Annotated in this window: 17 protein-coding genes and 1 pseudogene; 5 read left to right on the top strand and 13 right to left on the bottom strand. The window is 65.1% G+C overall.

The features are described from left to right. Positions 1-10 precede the first annotated feature (10 nt). Positions 11-805: pseudogene (locus tag TK49_RS04925) on the top strand (ABC transporter ATP-binding protein); the annotation flags it as partial. 73 nt (positions 806-878) lie between these two features. Here the strand turns inward: TK49_RS04925 and TK49_RS04920 are convergent. After that, entirely contained in the window at positions 879-2,144 is a 1,266-nt protein-coding gene (locus TK49_RS04920; protein WP_045220114.1) for an IS256 family transposase, read from the bottom strand. Positions 2,145-2,883: 739 nt separating this feature from the next. Here TK49_RS04920 and ybiB point away from each other — a divergent pair. Beyond that, complete coding sequence (gene ybiB, locus TK49_RS04915) at positions 2,884-3,894, top strand: DNA-binding protein YbiB (RefSeq protein WP_045785707.1); 1,011 nt, start codon at positions 2,884-2,886, stop codon at positions 3,892-3,894. Positions 3,895-3,915: 21 nt separating this feature from the next. On the opposite strand, the gene TK49_RS04910 is transcribed toward ybiB, so the two are convergent. Both TK49_RS04910 and TK49_RS04905 read right to left on the bottom strand, forming a co-directional pair. After that, positions 3,916-4,785: a pirin family protein gene (locus TK49_RS04910; protein ID WP_045785706.1), complete on the bottom strand. Its 870-nt coding sequence runs from the start codon at positions 4,783-4,785 to the stop codon at positions 3,916-3,918. Positions 4,786-4,798: 13 nt separating this feature from the next. Beyond that, complete coding sequence (locus TK49_RS04905; RefSeq protein WP_045785705.1) at positions 4,799-5,203, bottom strand: OsmC family protein; 405 nt, start codon at positions 5,201-5,203, stop codon at positions 4,799-4,801. Positions 5,204-5,434: 231 nt separating this feature from the next. On the opposite strand from TK49_RS04905, the gene TK49_RS04900 reads away from it, so the two are divergent. Both TK49_RS04900 and rpoH read left to right on the top strand, forming a co-directional pair. After that, the gene (locus tag TK49_RS04900; RefSeq protein WP_045785704.1) at positions 5,435-8,353 is read left to right on the top strand and encodes a sensor domain-containing diguanylate cyclase; all 2,919 of its coding nucleotides are present in this window, start codon (positions 5,435-5,437) and stop codon (positions 8,351-8,353) included. A gap of 199 nt (positions 8,354-8,552) precedes the next feature. After that, complete coding sequence (gene rpoH, locus TK49_RS04895) at positions 8,553-9,473, top strand: RNA polymerase sigma factor RpoH (RefSeq protein ID WP_045785703.1); 921 nt, start codon at positions 8,553-8,555, stop codon at positions 9,471-9,473. 76 nt (positions 9,474-9,549) lie between these two features. On the opposite strand, the gene TK49_RS04890 is transcribed toward rpoH, so the two are convergent. From TK49_RS04890 to TK49_RS04870, 5 genes are all read right to left on the bottom strand, one after another. Then, on the bottom strand, positions 9,550-10,152 hold the full coding sequence (locus TK49_RS04890; protein ID WP_045785702.1) for an SCO family protein: 603 nt from the start codon (positions 10,150-10,152) through the stop codon (positions 9,550-9,552). 69 nt (positions 10,153-10,221) lie between these two features. Further along, complete coding sequence (gene cyoE, locus TK49_RS04885) at positions 10,222-11,163, bottom strand: heme o synthase (protein ID WP_045785701.1); 942 nt, start codon at positions 11,161-11,163, stop codon at positions 10,222-10,224. Positions 11,164-11,172: 9 nt separating this feature from the next. Next, positions 11,173-12,264 carry a COX15/CtaA family protein gene (locus tag TK49_RS04880; RefSeq protein WP_045785700.1) on the bottom strand — a complete coding sequence of 364 codons (1,092 nt, stop codon included), beginning with the start codon at positions 12,262-12,264 and terminating at the stop codon, positions 11,173-11,175. A gap of 3 nt (positions 12,265-12,267) precedes the next feature. Continuing rightward, a complete protein-coding gene (locus tag TK49_RS04875; protein WP_045785699.1) occupies positions 12,268-12,915 on the bottom strand; it encodes an SCO family protein in 648 nt (215 codons plus the stop codon). A 52-nt stretch (positions 12,916-12,967) separates the two neighbouring features. After that, a complete protein-coding gene (locus TK49_RS04870) occupies positions 12,968-13,738 on the bottom strand; it encodes an SURF1 family protein (RefSeq protein ID WP_045785698.1) in 771 nt (256 codons plus the stop codon). Between the two features lie 54 nt (positions 13,739-13,792). Here TK49_RS04870 and TK49_RS04865 point away from each other — a divergent pair, with 54 nt between their 5' ends. Beyond that, positions 13,793-14,002, top strand: a complete 210-nt coding sequence (locus TK49_RS04865; RefSeq protein WP_045785697.1) for a twin transmembrane helix small protein — start codon at positions 13,793-13,795, stop codon at positions 14,000-14,002. A gap of 111 nt (positions 14,003-14,113) precedes the next feature. Here the strand turns inward: TK49_RS04865 and TK49_RS04860 are convergent, their stop codons facing one another. The 5 genes from TK49_RS04860 to ctaD all read right to left on the bottom strand — a co-directional run bounded on the left by TK49_RS04860 (position 14,114) and on the right by ctaD (position 17,726). Then, positions 14,114-14,974 carry a cytochrome c oxidase subunit 3 gene (locus tag TK49_RS04860; protein WP_045785696.1) on the bottom strand — a complete coding sequence of 287 codons (861 nt, stop codon included), beginning with the start codon at positions 14,972-14,974 and terminating at the stop codon, positions 14,114-14,116. A 99-nt stretch (positions 14,975-15,073) separates the two neighbouring features. After that, positions 15,074-15,286 (bottom strand): DUF2970 domain-containing protein, encoded by a 213-nt coding sequence (locus TK49_RS04855; protein ID WP_045785695.1) that lies wholly within the window; start codon positions 15,284-15,286, stop codon positions 15,074-15,076. Between the two features lie 4 nt (positions 15,287-15,290). Continuing rightward, positions 15,291-15,899, bottom strand: a complete 609-nt coding sequence (locus TK49_RS04850) for a cytochrome c oxidase assembly protein (protein ID WP_045785694.1) — start codon at positions 15,897-15,899, stop codon at positions 15,291-15,293. A gap of 38 nt (positions 15,900-15,937) precedes the next feature. After that, a complete protein-coding gene (locus tag TK49_RS24920; protein WP_211888735.1) occupies positions 15,938-16,069 on the bottom strand; it encodes a cytochrome oxidase small assembly protein in 132 nt (43 codons plus the stop codon). A gap of 52 nt (positions 16,070-16,121) precedes the next feature. Further along, positions 16,122-17,726, bottom strand: a complete 1,605-nt coding sequence (gene ctaD / locus TK49_RS04845) for a cytochrome c oxidase subunit I (RefSeq protein ID WP_045785693.1) — start codon at positions 17,724-17,726, stop codon at positions 16,122-16,124. Positions 17,727-17,764 lie beyond the last annotated feature (38 nt).

The raw sequence follows: 17,764 nt of genomic DNA, 5'->3' as shown, positions 1-17,764 counted from the left end.
GGGGAGCGCCATGACAGACAAATTCCTGCGCATTGAAAACGTCGGGCAGACGTTCAAGACCAAGCGCGGCCCGTTCGTCGCCCTGCGCGACATCGACCTGACGGTGGCGCGCGGTGAGTGCATCGCGCTCATCGGGCACTCGGGGTGCGGTAAGTCGACGTTGCTCAATCTCATTGCCGGCCTCACGCGGCCGACCACGGGTGGATTGATCCTCGCCGAGCGCGAGATTGCCGGGCCGGGACCGGATCGCGCGGTGGTGTTTCAGAACCACTCGCTGTTGCCGTGGCTCACGTGCTTTGACAACGTGTATCTCGCCGTCGAGCGCGTCTTCGGCAAGACCGAGACCAAGGCGCAACTGCGTGAGCGCACGCATGCGGCGCTGGCGCTGGTGGGCTTGTCGCATGCCGAGCAGAAGCATCCGCACGAAATCTCGGGCGGGATGAAGCAGCGCGTGGGCATTGCGCGAGCGTTGTCCATGGAGCCGAAGGTGTTGCTGATGGATGAGCCGTTTGGGGCATTGGACGCGCTCACGCGGGCGCATCTGCAGGATGAGCTGCTGAAGATCGTGGCGGCGACCGGCAGCACGGTGGTGATGGTGACCCACGATGTGGATGAAGCGGTGCTGCTGGCGGATCGCATCGTGATGATGACGAATGGGCCGGCTGCGACGATTGGCGAAGTGTTGACGGTGGATTTGCCGCGGCCGCGGGATCGGATGGCGTTGGCGGAGGATGCGGCTTATCACGCTTGCCGGACGGCGGTGTTGGATTTTCTTTATCGGAAGCAGAGGCATCCGGTGGCGGAGGCGGGGCTGTCTGAATTTTTGTGTTCAAGGCTTTTTATTCGGGCTGCCGTTTCAGACGAGCCCGGTGGACATATTACGCGGCCGGTCGTGTAAAGCGCTCCCCATAGGCGATGGCGAACTGGTTCATGGCGTCTTTCCACTGCCTGGCTGCTCGGCCCCAGTCAGCCGTGATGTTGCGCAAGGCCAGCCACAGCAGCTTGGTGGCGGCATCATCGCTGGGAAAGTGCCCCCGCGTCTTGATGATTTTGCGCAGCTGACTGTGCAGGCTCTCGATGGCATTGGTCGTGTAAATCACCTTGCGCACCGCCGGGCTGAACGCAAAAAACGGAATGACGCGCTCCCAGGCCCGGCGCCAGGCCGCCACCACCGTGGGAAACTTCTGCCCCCAGGGACCAGCTTCCAGGGCATCGAGTTGGGCCGCTGCGGCTTCTGCGCTGGGCGCCGTGTAGATGGGCTTGAGCGCCGCTGCCAGCGCCTTGCGGTCCTTCCAGCTGGCATAGTCCAGGCTGTTGCGGATCAAGTGCACGATACAGGTCTGCAGCGTCGTGGTCGGAAACACCGCCCCAAGCGCCTCGGCTATGCCCTTGAGGCCGTCGGTGACGGCAATCAGGATGTCGGCTACACCACGGGTCTTCAGATCGTTGAACACCTTCATCCAGAACTTGGCCCCCTCGGTGTTCTCGATCCACAGGCCCAGGATGTCGCGGGTGCCGTCGGGCAGCACGCCCAGCGCCAGATAGATGGCCTTGTTGCGCACCACGGCATCCTCGCGGATCTTGACCCGCAGACAGTCGAAGAATACGACCGGGTACATCGGCTCCAGCGGGCGTGCCTGCCAGGCGGTGACCTCGGCCATTACCTCATCCGTGACGCAACTGATGAATTCAGGACTGACCTCGGTGCCGTACTGCTCGGCCAGAAAGCCCTGGATCTCACGCACCGTCATGCCCCGCGCGTACATGGCTACGATCTTGTCGTCAAAGCCGGTGAAACGCCGCTCGTGCTTGGGGATCAGGATGGGCTCGAAGGAGCCTGCGCGGTCGCGCGGCACTTCGATGCGCAGCGGCCCGTCCTGAGTCAGCACCGTCTTGGCGGACTTGCCGTTGCGCTGGTTGGCTGCATCCTCGGGGCGGGCGCTGCCGGGCGGGTAGCCCAGGTGGTACGACAGTTCTGCGCCCAGCGCCCGCTCGATCAGCGCTTTCTTCAGCGCCATGGTGGTGGCGTTGATCTGTTCGGCCGTCATCGGCGTGGTGCCGCCGGTCAGTTGTTCAATGAGTTCGTGGGGAATAGACGGCAGCGCCGCCGTGCCGGCTGCCGCCGGTTTCTTCTTGCTTGGCATAGATGCTCCTTTCCAACATGCTATGCCTCAAACACAAAATTCCTGACAGGCTCGCGGAGGCTGCCTGATTTGCTTGGGGGATGGCTTTGTTGTTTTAACTTGGTGGTCCGTCCCCTGTTTCATCCCCTGCCGGGGCTGACTCACTTTCTTTGTCTTGCCAAAGAAAGTAAGCAAAGAAAGGCGCGCCCGATGCGGCGACCCCTCCTTGAATTTGTGTCGCAAGGAGGGGAAGGGAAAAACTCGCTGCGCTCAGACAGTTTCCCTTCCTTTTTCCTCCTTGCAACACAAATTCAAGGCGCCGCATAGGGCAGGGAACGGCCAAACCATCGATTACCAGTGCCGTAGCAATCCACAGCACAACGCGAAGCAAAGCGAGCAACAACAGCAGCAAACCAGTGCAGCCCAGGCCAGCACACCGACGGTGTGGCCTTTGACGTTCCTGCCCTAGATGGCGCCTTGGATTTTTGTAAGCGGGCGGAAAAAAGACGGGAAACTGTCTGAGCGAAGCGAGTTTTTCCCGTCTCCGCACGGTTACAAAAATCCAAGGAGGGGGTCGCCATCTCGGGCGCGCCTTTCTTTGGTTACTTTCTTTGGCAAGACAAAGAAAGTGACTCAGCCCCGGCAGGGGATGAAACGAGGGATGCCCCACCAACAAAGAACACTCCCCGCCCCACGCTAGCGCCAGCGCAAACCCCAGCGCTATGATCAAACCCACACAAACACCCCGCCCAGCTTCCTGATGCCCGCTCCCCCCATCCTTCCCGACACCGCCACTGAAGACGCCTTCGCCAACGGCCCCTTCCCCGCCGCCCGGTTCATCAAGGAAATCGGCCGCGGCGCAGACGGCGCCCGCGCCCTGGTCAAGCACGACGCCCGTGCGCTCTTCACCGCCATGCTGGAAGGCCGCATCTCCGACGTGCAGCTCGGCGCCATCCTGATGGCCTACCGCATCAAGGGCGAAACCCCGGAAGAACTCGACGGCATGCTGGAGGCCACGCATGCGCATTGCCGGCCGCTGCCGGCACCGCACACGCCGCAGCATGCGTTGCCGGTCATCATCCCCAGCTACAACGGCGCCCGCCGCCAGCCGAACCTTGTGCCGCTGCTGGCCAGGCTGCTGGCGCGCGAAGGTGTGCCGGTGCTGGTGCACGGCATCCGCCGCTTCGACGGCCGCATCACCACGGCCACGTTGTTCGACGCGCTCGGCTGGCCCATCTGCGAACACATGGACGAAGCGCGCGAGCGCCTCGAGAACGATCGCCTCGCGTATGTGCCGATCGACGTGCTCTCGCCCGAGCTGTCGGCGCTACTGGACAAGCGCGAGATCGTCGGCCTGCGCAACTCTGCGCACACGGTGGTGAAGATGCTGCAGCCCATCGGCGGACATGCGCCGCACGAGGCCCTGCGGCTCGTCAGCTACACGCACCCGGAGTACCGCGACACGCTCACCGATTACTTCCTGCGCCATCCGGCCAATGTGCTGCTCGCACGCGGCACCGAAGGCGAAGCCGTGGCCGACGCGCGGCGCGGCAGCGCGGTGGAGTGGCTGCACGACGGCACGCACGAAACGGTCATCGAAGCGGTGGAAGGTTCGAGCGATGCTCCGCCCGCGTTGCCCGCCGGCACCGATGTGGCAGCGACGGCGCAGTGGATTGCAGCCGTGCTCGACGGCAAGGCGCCGGTGCCGGAGCCGATCGCCAAGCAGGTCCGCGCGATCGTACGGTGTGCATGCCCCGCGCCGACTGCCTGATCGATCGCTCTGTCTTGCCGCTTACCTGGACGGCAGCGGGATGCGCTCCGTCTCACCGGGCACGTGGGCGAAGGCGTCGCTCTCCCAGCGCTGCTTGGCGTCTTCGATGTCGGCCTTGTCGCTGGCCACGAAGTTCCAGTAGATGTGGCGGTGGCCGTCGGTCGGGTCGCCGCCCAGCAGCATCACGCGCGATGACACCTGCGCGGTGAGCATCACGTCGCCGCCCGGCTCCAGCACGGCGAGGTGGTGCGGGTCGAGCGCCTCGCCGTCGATCGTGACCGCGCCTTCGACGAGATACAGGCCGCGGTCCGCATGCTCGGGCGGGATCACCAGCGACGCGCCGGCCGCGAGTTCCAGCGCCACGTAGAGCGTGCGCGAATTCACCTTCACCGGCGACGTCAGCCCGAACGCATCGCCGGCAATCACCACGCCCTGCACGCCCGGGCAATCGAGCTTGGGCAACGTGCTGGCGGCGTGGTGTGCAAAGCTTGGCGCGACTTTCTCCTGGTCCTTCGGCAACGCCACCCAGGTCTGGATTCCATGCAGGCGGGCGCCGCGCTGGCGCACCCCGGGCGGGGTGCGTTCGGAATGCGTGATGCCGCTGCCGGCCGTCATCCAGTTCACGTCGCCGGGGACGATGGTCTGCACGCTGCCGAGGCTGTCGCGGTGGACCATGCTGCCGTCAAACAGGTAGGTGACGGTGGCCAGGCCGATGTGCGGATGCGGGCGCACGTCGATGCCCTCGCCGGGGGCGAAGTCCACTGGGCCCATGTGGTCGAAGAAGATGAACGGCCCGACCGTCTGCCTGGCCGCGGAAGGCAGCACGCGCTTGACCGAGAAGCCGCCCAGGTCGCGCACGTGCGGGCCGATGATGTGCTGGATGCTTGTCATGGGAACGCTCTCCTCAGCCGCGTTGGGCGAGTTCGGTGTCGATGCTGATCTCGACTTCCGTCATCAGCTTGTGCACGGGGCATTTGCCGGCCACGCGCAGCAGGTCGGCGCGCTGTTCGTCGGTCAGCTCGCCATGCAGGGTGAGCACGGTGCGCAGCGTGTAGCGGCCCTGGCGCTCCTGGCTGCCGTCATGCTCGACTGCCACGTCGATGGCGTCCAGCGGGTACTTGCGCTGGCGGGCGTAGAGCGTAACGGTCAGCGCCTTGCAGCTGGCCAGCGCAGCGTCGAAGTAGGCATGCGGGTCGGGCGCGCTGCCCTCGCCGGCCGGCCTGGGCACGTCGGTGTAGATCGTGCCTTCAGGGAAGGTGATCTTGTGGCGGAAGAGGCCTTCGGTGTCCTTGCTGACAACGATGGGCATGGCGGCTCCTGTAACGGTTTTTGCGATGTCCGGGCAGTGTAGCCAACTTGTGGAGCGGCGATGGCACGTGCGCTGGGCACCGCATGGCGTTGCTGTCAAAGCACATCCGGAGGCAGGCATGGCCGGGCAGGGGGCTTGATGGGCGCGCCCCCCTCAAGCGGCGCCGTTTTTCGCCGTTCTTCCGGTTAGAAGACATCCGTCCTGCCACAGCTCCGCTCACGCGTCACCTCCATGGTTTCTCGCCGGCCGCTTGTCGCCATTGCCGGCGGCATCGGCGTTCTCCTCGTTCTTGTCGGCCTGACCCTGATGGCGGGCTGGCTGCAGCATTGGCCGTGGGCGGTGAAGCTGGGCACCGACCAACTGCTGATGGTGTTTGCCACGGGACTGTATCTGACGCTGCTCGGTACGGGGCTGGGCGCGCTCGTCGCTGGCACGGTGCAGCCGGGCGCGCGATGGGCAGACCCGGCAGCGCGACTCTTGAGCGGTGCCGTTGTGGTGCTGTGCGGGTTGCGCCTGGCGGAGGTGGTCACGGGCTGGCCCGTCTCGCTCGATTTTCCGGGGCTGCATGCATGGCTCGATCGGCAATGGGTGACTGGCTGGATCGGCGGCATGCATCCGAGCCACGCGCTGGCGCTGGCGGCATCGGCCATGGCACTGAACCTCGTCCCCACACTGCGGCGGGCCCGTCGCACGCGATGGCTGTGGGGCCTCATCGGCGTGGCGATGCTGCTTTGCGCGGTCGACCTGCTGGGCCGTGCGATGGCGCTGGAGTACCTTTACCCCGCATGGCTGCGCTGGCGCGCATCGGACGTGGCCGCGGTCTGTACGCTCGTGGTGGTGACGGGCGTGCTGTGCGTGGCGCTGGCGCGGAATCCGGGGCTGCTGCGCATGCGACTGTCGCCGGAAGACACCATCGTGTGGATCAGCGGCACCTGCGTGATGCTGGCGGGGCTTGGCGCCACGATCACGGCGTTCATCATCCAGGTCGACAGCGCCAGCGTGATGTTTGGCATGACGCGGGCACGGGCGCTCGGCAGCTATGCACAGGAACTGGATCAGGTGCTCACCTTGCGCGCCGAAAGTCCGCGCCTCATCGCGGCGGCGACGCATGTCCAGGAGGCACTGCGCCATCCAGCCGACACCGCGGCGCGCCTGCGCGGCGCCACCGCGTTGCAGGCGTATCGCGACCAAGGCTATTCATACCTCCAGTTGCGCACCCTCGGCGGCGACGGCGTAGTCAGCCTCGGTGCGCCGGTGCGCGGTCCGGAACTGTCGATACCGCTGCACGTGGGGCTGGCCCCGGAGCGCGTTTCGCTGCAATGGGTACACGGTTTTGCGATGCGCACCGAAACGCCCGTCATGGCCGATGGCGCGCACATCGGCTGGCTGGTCGCCGAGCAGCCGCTGGCCAAAATGACGGCCCGCTACGCCGGCGTGCGCGATGCCGGCACGACGGAAACCTTCGCTATGTCAGGGCTGGATGCGCGTGGCCGGGCGATGTCTTTTCCGCAGCGCTTTGATGCGTACGTCTTCGAGCTGCCGGCCCTGACGGTGGACCGTCGGCCGCTGCCGTCGCGCCTGGCACTGGCAGGCCAGGCGGGCTACGGCCAATGGCAGGACATCCACGGCATGCCGACCTCGTTCAGCTATACGCCCATCGGTCATACCGGCCTGGCATTGATCAGCAAGATCGCGAGCGCGGAACTCTACGCACCCATGCGCGCGCAATTCGAGCGGCTGGCAGCGCTCATGGTGTGCGTGATGCTGGGCAGCGTGCTGGTGATCCGTCTGACGGTGCGGCCATTTGCCAACAGGCTCGCCGCTTCGGAGCGCGCGCTGCGCACGGCCAACGAAGACCTCGAGCGCCGCCGCGACGCGCTGCGCGCAAGCCGCGAACAACTGCGCCTGGTGGCCGACAACGTGCCGGCGCAGCTGAGCTACGTCGATCCCGACGGCATCCTGCGCTTTGCCAGCCGTACGATGCTCGAAGCGTTCGACTGCACCGAAGAGGCACTGCTTGAACGCCACGTCAGCGATATCTACACGCCAGAGGACTACCGCGCGCTGCTGCCGTACATGGCCGAGGTGCTGGCCGGTTATCCGGTGCAGTTCGAGATCACGTCCATGCGCACCGGCGTGCCGCGCTACCTGAGCGGCCACTACTCCCCCGATTACGACGACCGCGGCATGCTGCGCGGCTACTTCTCGATCCTGCAGGATCTGACCGCACGCACCACGGCCGAGCAGGCCCTGGCGCGCAGCGAACGCGCGCTCAAGCTGGTGCTCGACAACGCGCCGCTGCTCGTCTCGTACATCGATCCGCATGGAATCTTCACGTTCTGCAACGTCACACACGCGCGCTGGCTGCAGCGCACGCCGGAGGAGGTCTGCGGCCAGCCGGCCGAGCAGGTTTTCACACCGGGCACGTATGCCCTGCTGGCGCCCTATCTGCAGCGCGCGGTGCGCGGCGAGCCGGTCGAGTTCGAGATCACCGCGCCGTGGTACGAAAAGGCGCACGCGAGCGGGACGCGCAGCCCCACGCGACACTTCCGCGGGCAGCTTGTGCCAGACGCGGCCGAGACCGCCGACGGGCGCTACGGCATCTACGCGTTCGTCCAGGACGTGACCGAAGCCAAGCGCAGCGAGATGGAGCTCTCGCGCATGGCGCGCTTCGATGCCCTCACCGGCCTGCCCAACCGCTACGAACTGTACGAACGCCTGCGGGCGGCGCTGAAACGCCGCCACCGCGTGCCCGCATCGCTGGGCGTGCTGTATCTCGACGTCGACCACTTCAAGCGCATCAATGACACCTACGGCCACGCCGCCGGCGATGCGGTCCTCGTGGAGGTCGCCCAGCGGCTGCAGCGTGCCGTGCGCCGCACGGACACGGTGGCCCGACTCGCAGGTGACGAATTCATCATCCTTCTCGACCCCATCGACGCGCCCGAGGATGCGTTGCACACGGCACAGAAGGCCATCAACGCGATCCGCCCCCCGATTCACCTCCCCGGCGACATGGTGGTGCACGTCACCGCGAGCATCGGCGTGGCCTGCCCGGGGCCCGAAATAAGCGACCCGGACGCCGCGTTGCGTGAGGCGGACCAAGGCCTGTACTGGGCCAAGTCACGTGGCCGTGACACGGCAGCCTAGCCGCGAACCGATGGCCCGATTGCCGGTCTATGACAGGGTGCGCCGCCCAATTTGCTGCGGCGCAAACATCACACTATCGGAGCAAATCTTCTAATTTACGGGAACTATCAACCGCTCAAAAAAGTCCTATTAGCACTCATCCGGTTGGAGTGCTAACATGCCTCTCCAAACCTCCACTGGATTTCGACAGGAGTCCTGAGTGAACGCAATCATTCCCGTGAACACCGCTTCCGCCATCGCCACGCAGCCGTCGGCCAACGCGTGGGCGCTGGCGTTCCCCGGCAACCTGGGCAACATCGACGCCTACATCCAGAGCGTCAACCGGGTGCCGATGCTGTCTGCCGAAGAAGAACAACAGCTCGCGCGCGACTATCGCGCCACCGGCAATCTCGATTCCGCCCGCCGCCTGGTGCTCTCGCACCTGCGCCTGGTGGTGTCGATCGCCCGTCAGTACCTGGGCTACGGCCTGCCGCATGCCGACCTGATTCAGGAAGGCAACATCGGCCTGATGAAGGCCGTCAAGCGCTTCGATCCTGACCAGGGCGTGCGTCTCGTTTCGTACGCAATGCACTGGATCAAGGCCGAGATGCACGAGTACATCCTGAAGAACTGGCGCATGGTCAAGGTGGCCACCACCAAAGCGCAGCGCAAGCTGTTCTTCAATCTGCGCAGCCACAAGCAGGACGCGCAGGCGACGTTCACGTCCGACGAGATCGACGCCGTGGCCGCCGAGCTGAACGTCAAGGGCGCCGAGGTACGCGAGATGGAAACGCGCCTCTCGGGCGGCGACATCGCGCTGGAAGGCCAGATGGATGACGGCGAAGAGTCGTTCGCTCCGATCGCCTACCTCGCCGACACGCACAACGAGCCGACCCGCGTGATCGAAGCGCGCAGCCACGACCGCCTGCAAAGCGAAGGCATCGAGACGGCGCTGGCCAAGCTCGACGACCGCAGCCGCCGCATCATCGAAGCGCGCTGGCTGAACGTGAACGACGATGGATCGGGCGGCGCCACGCTGCACGAGTTGGCAGACGAGTTCGGCGTTTCGGCCGAGCGCATCCGCCAGATCGAAGCCGCAGCGATGAAAAAGATGAAGGGCGCCCTGCAGGCCTTTGCGTAATTGCCGCTTCCAGCCATAAGAAAGCCCGCCAGACTTGGCGGGCTTTTTCTTTGGGCACCTGCGGCGGCTGTGCGGATCAGTCGAGCAGCAGCTTGATGTCGTGCGCGATCGGCTCGGGGCCCTGGCCGTGCTTGATGAACAACCGCAGGTTGCCCTTCGGATCGAACATGTAGCTGCCCGCGGTGTGGTCCATCGTGTAGTTGTCCGGCGAGCTGCCGGGCACCTTGCTGTAGTACACCTTGAAGTCTTTCGCGACCTTCTGCAGCTCGGCCTCGTTGGCGGGGCGCAGACCGATGAAACGCGGGTCGAACGCCGGCACGTACTTGGCCAGCAGGTCCTGCGTGTCGCGCTCGGGGTCGACGGTCACGAACAGCACCTGCACGCGGTCGGCCTCCTTGCCGAGGGTATCCATCACGGCGCGCAGTTCGGCCAGCGTGGTCGGGCACACGTCGGGGCAGTGCGTGTAGCCGAAGAACATCACGACGACCTTGCCCCGGAAGTCCTGCAGCGTGCGGCGCTTGCCGGTGTGGTCGGTGAGCGAGAAATCGGTGCCGAAGCTCTTGGAGCCGGTGATGTCCAGATTCTTGAAGGCCGGCTTGTCGGTGCACGCGGCCAGGGCCAGCACGGCCGTTGCAAGCACGGCAAACAGCGTGGCACGGAATGGTCGGAACGAAAGCATGGTCGTCAGGTTGAAAGGAGGCCGCCTAGCGTAACGCCTGCGGCACTCACTTGCCGATGTGGGCATGCGTCACAGCGTCGCGCCCGGCGTCAGGGTGGGGCCGAACTTGAAGTAGTGGTCCACCAGCAGCGCGGCAAACAGGATGGAGAGATACACGATCGAATAGCGGAAGGTCTTCTGCGCCAGCGCATCGGAGTAATTGCGGTACATGCGCCACGCATAGGCGAGAAAGCCGAAGCCGAGCAGCAGCGCCGTCCCGAGGTAGATGTAGCCGCTCATGCCATACACGAACGGGAGGATGGTCGCGGCGATCATGATCAGCGTGTACAGCAGGATGTGCAGCAGCGTGTATTTCTCGCCGTGGGTGATCGGTAGCATCGGCAGGCCGGACTTGGCGTAGTCGGCGCGGCGGTACAACGCCAGCGCCCAGAAGTGCGGCGGCGTCCAGGTGAAGATGATCAGCACCAGGATCCACGCCTCGGCCGGCACGCTGTTGGCGACCGCGGCCCAGCCCAGCGCCGGCGGCATCGCACCGGACAGGCCCCCGATCACGATGTTCTGCGGCGTGGCCGGCTTGAGCAGCAACGTATAGATGATCGCGTAGCCGATGAAGGTGGCGAAGGTCAGCCACATCGTCAGGTCGTTGGCGAACACGTGCAGCGTCCACATACCTGCACCGCCCAGCACCACCGAGAACACCAGGATCTGCCGCGTGCCCAGCTCGCCGCTGGCCGACGGGCGCCAGGCCGTACGGCGCATCATCGCGTCGATCTTGCGCTCGACCAGGCAGTTGATCGCGAAGGCGGCACCGGCAAACAGCCAGATGCCGACCGCGCCGCCAATGAGCACCGGCCACGGCACCATGCCCGGCGTGGCCAGGAACATGCCGATGACGGCGCAGAACACGGCGAGCTGCGTGACGCGCGGCTTGGTCAGGGCTGCGTACTGCGCCGCGGTATGTCGCCAGCCGGGGAGTTGAGTGGAAGTCGAGGGAGAAGCCACGGTATTCATGGGAAACGGTCACACGGCGGCCACTGCCGCAGGCATTGGCACGCGCGCCCGCGCGAGCCCGATCAGGTAATGCAGGCGCACCATCAGCAGCAGCAGCATCGCTGCTCCACCGTTGTGCGCCACGGCAGCCAGCAACGGCCACCCAAGCACGATGTTCGATAGGCCGGTGCCAAGCTGCACCGCCAGTACGATGAGCAGCACGGTCGCCACGCGGCCCATGCCGTCGATACGCCGCGCACGAAGCCCTAACCACACCAGGTAGCTCAGCACGACCACGGCAAACACGCGGTGCGTCCAGTGGATGGCGACAAGCGCATCGTGGGAAATGAACTCACCGCCGGCGGTACGGCCGAGCTGGCGCCAGAATGTGAAGCCGTGCGCAAAATCCATCGGCGGGACCCACTGGCCGTTGCACAGCGGGAAGTCGGTACAGGCGAGCACCGCATAGTTCGTACTGACCCAGCCGCCCAGCGCGATCTGCACGATCAGCAGCACGAGGCCGGCGACGGCCGCCGCGCGCAGTGAAGCGGCACGCTCGTCCACCTGGCGCGGCGCATCGTTCTTGCAGCCGAGCCAGATGAGCAACGCGAGCAGCGACATGCCCAGCAGCAGGTGCGTCACCACAATCGCCGGCTGCAGCTTCAGCGTGACGGTCCACGCGCCGAATGCGCCCTGCACGCACACCAGCGCGAGCACGGCCGTCGCATACCACGGAGATTGCTTCAACTCCCGGCGCTTGACCCATGCCACCACGACCAGCGTGATGATCAGCACGCCCACCGCCATCGCAAAGTAGCGGTGCGTCATCTCGATCCACGCCTTCATCCACGTGACGGGGCCGCTGGGCATCGCAAGCTGCGCAGCATGGATGTCGTCGCGCGCGTGGAACGGGTTGGACGTGCCGTAGCAGCCGGGCCAGTCCGGGCAGCCGAGGCCCGAATCGGTCAGCCGCGTGAAGCTGCCGAACATGATCAGGTCCAGCGTCAGGAACGCCGTGATCCACACCAGCTTGCGATACTTGTTGCGGTCACCCTTGACCAGCACGTAGCACAGCGGGATCAGCGCGATCAGGATGCCGATGGAAGCGAGTTGCAACAGCATGGCTTATCCGATGCGCGAATACTTGAGCAGACGCGTGAGGTCCCCGCGGACCTTTTTCGGGTCGGGATCCTTCGGGAACTGCATCATCAGGTTGCCAAGCGGGTCCACCAAGAAGAGATGATCGGCGGGCAATGTCTTGCCATCGGTCAGCCAGTTCCCGGGCAACTGGGGCGCCCGCAGGAAGCGCACGGCGGCGTAGTCGTCGTTGTAGGCCTGGACGAGGCGCGGGTCGATGTCGCCGCGGTCGGTGACGAGCCAGACGGGAACGATGCGGTCGCGGTCCGGCCCTTGGCCGATGCGCAGCTGGCGCATGGTGAAGAGCTTGCGCGCGCAGTTGTCGTCGCAGGCGCTGCCGTCCACCGACACCATCAGCCACTTGCCCTTGAGGCTCGCGAGCGGCACTTCGGCGCCGTGCTCGTCCTGCACCATGAGGTTGGCCGGGATCGGGCGCTGCGGGTCGACCAGCGTGCCATACGCCGCCTTGCCGCCGGCGGGCGTAAAGACGTAATAGGCGAGGTACGACGCAATCACCGGGGACGCACACACCAGCAGCAGGAACAGCATCATCAAGCGGCCCCGGCGTGTGCGTGCGTCGATGCGCGGGTCGGCGGGGGCTTCGAGCGTGCCCGGCGCGGTTTCCTGATTCACCATGTGATTCCCAATCCATGTGGCTGCGGCACTAAGCCGCAACGCGAGTTCGTATTCACGCGGGCTCTGAAGCGCCCGCCAAGCGACGATAGCGTCGCACGCCGTAGAAGACCATCAGCCCCAGCACCCCAGCGGCCATTGCAAACCACTGGAATGCGTAGCCGTAATTGCGGTCGGCGCCCAGGTCGGCGCGCGGCCAATCGCGCGCCAGGCCGTCCTGCGCGTCGGATTCCTGCTGTACCACGAACGGTTGCAGCGGCATGCCGATTTCGCGCGCGAACGCGTCGAGGTCGATATTCTGCCTAAGTCGCTGGCCGGCTTCATCCGCGGCGTCCTTTCCGCCCAGGCTGAAGACACGGCTGGCATGCGGCACGGCCATCCCTTCGACCTGCACTTCCCCGGCGGGGGTGGTGTATGGCGCAATGCGTGTGCGGTCGACCGGATCGCGCGGCAGCCAGCCGCGATTGACGAGCACGGCGCGCCGGCCGGCGCCCTCCAGCACCAGCGGAATCAGCACCTCGAAGCCCGGGCGCGACACGCCGTTGGTCACATGCGGCCGGTTTTCGAGCAACACCGTGTGCGCCACATCGAACGTGCCGCGCAGCAGCACCGGCCGATACAGCACCGCATCGGCCGCCACCGGCTGCGCAGTAATGCGCTGCGCCGGCGCATTCTGCAAGGCGACGATGCGCGCCTGCCGCTCGATGCGCTCGTGCGCACGCTGCAGCTGCCAGCGGCCGAGCGCGCACGTGAGGGCGATCAGCGCCACACCGGCGATCATCGGCACGGGCGCAAACCAGTCGCGCAGCGGCACGCGCACGGTCATTGCGCGTCCTCGGTGAGATAATCCACCACGCCCGCTTCCAACCTATCCGCCTCCATGCGCATCGTCGTTGCCATCGCGTTCCTGCTGATTCTCAGCAGCCTTGCCTCCGCACTGTTCTTCCTGATGCGCGACAAGGGCCACAGCAGCCGCACCGTCCGCTCGTTGATGTTCCGCGTCGGCTTTTCGATTGCGCTGTTCATCTTCATCCTGGTGGCCAACCGGCTGGGCTGGATCCACAGCACCGGCATTCCCATGGGCCAGTAGCGGCGCAATCGGCCGGTAGAAAAACGAAAACGCCGCAGCGGTGTCCCGTCTGCGGCATTGTCTTGGCAGGATCATCGGGCAGCGCGAGGCCGCCCCAATCCTACGCTCGGTTTATAGCCAGTACACGACCACGTACAGGCCAAGCCACACCACGTCCACAAAGTGCCAGTACCACGCGGCGCCCTCGAACGCGAAGTGGTGCTCCGGCGTGAAATGGCCCTTGATCACGCGGCCCAGCACCACCGCCAGCATGATCGCGCCCATCGTCACGTGGAAACCGTGGAAGCCGGTAAGCAGGAAGAACGTCGAGCCATAGATCCCCGAGGTCAGCTTCAGGTTGAGTTCGTGATAGGCGTGAATGTACTCGTACGCCTGGAAGCCCATGAACGTGAAGCCCAGGATGATCGTCAGCAGCAGACCCTGGATCACCTGCGCGCGCTTGCCTTCACGCAGCGCGTGGTGGGCCCAGGTGAGCGTCACGCCGGAGGTCAGCAGGAGCGCGGTGTTGATCGTCGGGATCGGCCACGGGCCCATCGTCGTGAACGGTGCCACCGTGCCGGCGGGGCCGGCGTTCGGCCAGATCGCGTTGAAGTCGGGCCACAGCAGCTTGTTGTTCAGGTCGCCCAGCCACGGCATGGAGATGGTGCGGGCATAGAACAGCGCACCGAAGAACGCCGCGAAGAACATCACTTCCGAGAAGATGAACCAGCTCATCGACCAGCGGAACGAGGCGTCTACGCGGTCGCCATACCGGCCGCCTTCCGACTCCGAGATGGCGTCGGCAAACCAGGCGCGCAGCACGAACAGGAACCACAGCAGGCCGATCAGGAACGTCCACGGCGCCCACGGCTGGGCGTTCACCCACGCTGCGGAGCTCAGCAGCACGATCAGCAGGCCGACGCTCGCCGAAATCGGATGCCGCGACGGCCCGGGCACGAAGTAGTACGGAGCATTCGCTCGATTCGCACTCATCTCTTTTTCTCCAGCTCTGTTTTTTTAAGAATCCACTCGATGTTGCCCGGCCTCACCGCCTCACCACCGACTGCGCAGGCCGTCTCCTCAACCCACCGCTCAACCGACCACGGCGCGCACGATCATCAACAGCACGACGATGAACAGCACCGCCGCCAGAACGCCCGCGATGATCACGTGCACAGGGTTCAGCTGCGCCATGTCGCGGTCGTGATCCTGGCCTTTGCGCACACCGAAGAAGGACCAGAACACCGCCTTCATCGTCTGCGCGAAGGATGCGCGCCGTCGGGTCGCTTCTTTCAGTTCGTCCATGTCCTCACGTTCCCCTACCGGGCACGGTGGGCGCCTGCGCCACCGGCTTGCCGATTTCAAAGAAAGTGTAGGACAAGGTGATCGTCTTCACGTCCTTCGGAAGATCCGGATCAATGACAAACACCACCGGCATCTCGCGCGATTCGTTGGCGGCCAACGTCTGCTGCTTGAAGCAGAAACACTCGATCTTCTTGAAGAACTCGGTGGCCTGCTTGGGCGCATAGCTCGGGATGGCCTGAGCCTCGACCGTGCGCCCCTCCTTGTTTACTACCTCGTAGACGATCTGGCTGATCTCGCCCGGGTGGACTTCCATGCTGTTCTGGACCGGGCGGAAGCGGAACGGCCCCTGGCTGTTCGAATCGAACTCCACCGTGATCGTGCGCGTCTGGTCGACCTGCGTGTTGCGCAGCGCCCCGCCGTCGTAATCGCGCGTGGTCAGCACGTTGATGTTCGTGACCTCGCAGATCTTCTTGTACAGCGGCACGAGCGCATAGCCGAACCCGAACATCATCACCACCACGACGGCCAGCTTGCCGAGCATGGCCCGGTTCAGGCCGCGGTCAGCAGCGCTGGTGTCTTCGGAGGGCTCCGGCTTGGCCGGCGTTTGGCTCATGTGCGGTCTCGCTCAGCGATCGGTGTTGCCGCGGCCGGCTATGCGCCGAACACGACGCGCTTGAAAATCACACCCAGAAAGAAAACCAACGCAATCGTGGCAAGGATGAACGCGAGACGCCGGTTGCTGGCACGCTGCTCGGGCGTTGGGCTTTTTTCTGGATTCGACATCGTTGTCCGGAGGATCGCGAGGCCGGCACCGGCCAGCCCCGCGACACCTGCATTACTTGACCAGCGGCGGTTCTTCAAAGGTGTGGAACGGCGCCGGCGAAGGCACGGTCCACTCCAGGCCTTCCGCGCCATCCCACGGCTTGTCGGCAGCCTTCTCGCCACCGCGGTACGACGGCAGCACCACGAAGAAGAAGAAATACACCTGCATCAGGCCGAAGCCCAGCGCACCGATCGACGCGATCGCGTTGAAGTCGGCGAACTGCTGCGGGTAATCCGCATAGCGGCGCGGCATGCCGGCCAGGCCCAGGAAGTGCATCGGGAAGAACGTGAGGTTGAAGGTGATCATCGAACCCCAGAAGTGGATCTTGCCGCGCGTCTCGCTGTACATGTAGCCCGACCATTTCGGACCCCAGTAGTAGAAGCCCGCGAACAGCGCGAACAGCGAACCGGCCACCAGCACGTAGTGGAAGTGCGCCACCACGTAGTAGGTGTCCTGCAGCTGGATATCGATCGGGGCCACGGCCAGGATCAGGCCCGTGAAGCCGCCCACGGTGAACACGAAGATGAAACCGATCGCAAACAGCATCGGCGTCTCGAACGTCATCGAGCCGCGCCACATCGTGGCCACCCAGTTGAAGATCTTCACGCCGGTCGGCACCGCGATCAGCATCGTCGCGTACATGAAGAACAGCTGGCCCGTCACAGGCATGCCCGTCGTGAACATGTGGTGCGCCCACACGATGAACGACAGGATGGCGATCGACGCCGTGGCGTACACCATCGAGCTGTAGCCGAACAGCGGCTTGCGCGCGAAGGCCGGCACGATCTGGCTGATGATGCCGAACGCCGGCAAGATCATGATGTACACCTCGGGGTGCCCGAAGAACCAGAAGATGTGCTGGTACATCACCGGGTCGCCGCCGCCGGCTGCCGAGAAGAAGCTCGTGCCGAAGTGGCGATCGGTCAGCACCATGGTGATCGCGCCTGCCAGCACCGGCATCACGGCGATCAGCAGGTACGCCGTGATCAGCCATGTCCAGCAGAACATCGGCATCTTCATCAGCGTCATGCCGGGTGCGCGCATGTTCAGGATGGTCACGATGATGTTGATCGCGCCCATGATCGACGAGGCACCCATGATGTGGACAGCAAAGATGGCCATGTCCATGCCCGGGCCCATCTGCACCGACAGCGGCGCATACAGCGTCCACCCCGCGGCGGTGGCACCGCCCGGCACGAAGAACGAGCCCACCAGCAGGATCGCCGCAGGCGGCAGCAGCCAGAAGCTGAAGTTGTTCATGCGCGCGAAGGCCATGTCGGAGGCCCCGACCTGCAGCGGAATCATCCAGTTCGCAAAGCCCACGAAGGCCGGCATGATCGCGCCGAACACCATGATCAGGCCATGCAGCGTGGTGAACTGGTTGAACAGCTCCGGATGGAAGAACTGCAGGCCCGGCTGGAACAGCTCCAGGCGGATCAGCAGCGCCAGCGTGCCGCCCGAGAGCAGCATCATGAACGAGAACAGCAGGTACAGCGTACCGATGTCCTTGTGGTTGGTCGCAAGCAGCCAGCGGCGCCAGCCGTGCGGATGGTCGTGCGCGTGGTCGTCTCCATGACCGTGCGCGTGATCTTGCGGGTGCGTAACAGCGGTGCTCATCGAAGAACTCCTTGGGTTCGGTTCGTCACGCAGACGAT

It is taken from the genome of Ralstonia mannitolilytica (assembly GCF_000954135.1).
GTDB classification, from domain to species: Bacteria; Pseudomonadota; Gammaproteobacteria; order Burkholderiales; family Burkholderiaceae; genus Ralstonia; species Ralstonia mannitolilytica.
The sequence above is the reverse complement of the archived record's forward strand: the minus strand, read 5'-3'. Positions and strand labels throughout refer to the sequence as shown.

Coding starts and splice junctions, on each gene's coding strand:
- TK49_RS04920 (WP_045220114.1), bottom strand. CDS start 2,144: ATGCCAAGCAAGAAGAAACCGGCGGCAGCCGGCACGGCGGCGCTGCCG.
- ybiB (WP_045785707.1), top strand. CDS start 2,884: ATGCCCGCTCCCCCCATCCTTCCCGACACCGCCACTGAAGACGCCTTC.
- TK49_RS04910 (WP_045785706.1), bottom strand. CDS start 4,785: ATGACAAGCATCCAGCACATCATCGGCCCGCACGTGCGCGACCTGGGC.
- TK49_RS04905 (WP_045785705.1), bottom strand. CDS start 5,203: ATGCCCATCGTTGTCAGCAAGGACACCGAAGGCCTCTTCCGCCACAAG.
- TK49_RS04900 (WP_045785704.1), top strand. CDS start 5,435: ATGGTTTCTCGCCGGCCGCTTGTCGCCATTGCCGGCGGCATCGGCGTT.
- TK49_RS04890 (WP_045785702.1), bottom strand. CDS start 10,152: ATGCTTTCGTTCCGACCATTCCGTGCCACGCTGTTTGCCGTGCTTGCA.
- cyoE (WP_045785701.1), bottom strand. CDS start 11,163: ATGAATACCGTGGCTTCTCCCTCGACTTCCACTCAACTCCCCGGCTGG.
- TK49_RS04880 (WP_045785700.1), bottom strand. CDS start 12,264: ATGCTGTTGCAACTCGCTTCCATCGGCATCCTGATCGCGCTGATCCCG.
- TK49_RS04875 (WP_045785699.1), bottom strand. CDS start 12,915: ATGGTGAATCAGGAAACCGCGCCGGGCACGCTCGAAGCCCCCGCCGAC.
- TK49_RS04870 (WP_045785698.1), bottom strand. CDS start 13,738: ATGACCGTGCGCGTGCCGCTGCGCGACTGGTTTGCGCCCGTGCCGATG.
- TK49_RS04865 (WP_045785697.1), top strand. CDS start 13,793: ATGCGCATCGTCGTTGCCATCGCGTTCCTGCTGATTCTCAGCAGCCTT.
- TK49_RS04860 (WP_045785696.1), bottom strand. CDS start 14,974: ATGAGTGCGAATCGAGCGAATGCTCCGTACTACTTCGTGCCCGGGCCG.
- TK49_RS04855 (WP_045785695.1), bottom strand. CDS start 15,286: ATGGACGAACTGAAAGAAGCGACCCGACGGCGCGCATCCTTCGCGCAG.
- TK49_RS04850 (WP_045785694.1), bottom strand. CDS start 15,899: ATGAGCCAAACGCCGGCCAAGCCGGAGCCCTCCGAAGACACCAGCGCT.
- TK49_RS24920 (WP_211888735.1), bottom strand. CDS start 16,069: ATGTCGAATCCAGAAAAAAGCCCAACGCCCGAGCAGCGTGCCAGCAAC.
- ctaD (WP_045785693.1), bottom strand. CDS start 17,726: ATGAGCACCGCTGTTACGCACCCGCAAGATCACGCGCACGGTCATGGA.